Origin of the sequence: Pseudomonas sp. EL_65y_Pfl1_R83 (assembly GCF_963970695.1) — a bacterium.
Lineage (GTDB): Bacteria > Pseudomonadota > Gammaproteobacteria > Pseudomonadales > Pseudomonadaceae > Aquipseudomonas > Aquipseudomonas tritici.
This window is the reverse complement of the sequence record NZ_CAXAQI010000150.1, coordinates 1-587: the sequence shown is the minus strand read 5'-3', so window position 1 is coordinate 587 and position 587 is coordinate 1. Positions and strand designations below refer to the sequence as shown.

Sequence of the window (587 nt, the reverse complement as noted above, 5' to 3'; positions counted from 1 at the left end):
TGATGATGAAGGCGCCTGGGATCGGCGGGGCCGAAATCCATTCGCCCGCCGCATTTTCCACCTCGAGACCACCGATGTTATCCTGGAGAAGGATCGTGATCATACCCCAATCGGTATGGGCGCCGGCGCCGATCTGGTTGAACGCGGCGTCTGCGGGCTGCGGCGCGTAGCGTAGCAGGCGGGAATTAAAGAGCGGCTCCTCCAGTCCCTTGGCGAAATAGTCCTCTGGCAGATCGAGCGACAGAGCAAGCAGGCCCATGAGATGGCGACCGACGCGGAACATTTCCTCGACATAGGCCTCGTATTGTTCACGGAAGCCAGCCGGCTGCGAGGGCCATTGGTTCGCACCGCAATTGTGCACACCATCCCGGACGTATGGGTGATCCTCGTCAAGGTCGCAACCGATCAGAAAACCTTCCTTCAAGTCCGGTGGCGACCCGTCGTCCAGGGTTTGGATACCCTGCGTCTCGTAGCCGCGCGTGCAGGACGACTTGCGCGCATCCACCTTCATCTTCTCTTCCGCCGGAAGCTTGAAGAAGGTACGGGCAAGCTCAAGCTGATCGTCCATTAGTTGCTGCGAAACCCCA

The 587-nt window shown here is 59.8% G+C and carries 1 protein-coding gene; it reads right to left on the bottom strand.

The window, feature by feature from the left end; genetic code table 11:
* Window positions 1-568: isopenicillin N synthase family dioxygenase (locus AACY08_RS28130; RefSeq protein WP_339472373.1), on the bottom strand; the 568-nt coding region annotated here is incomplete at its 3' end.
* Window positions 569-587: the final 19 nt, after the last annotated feature.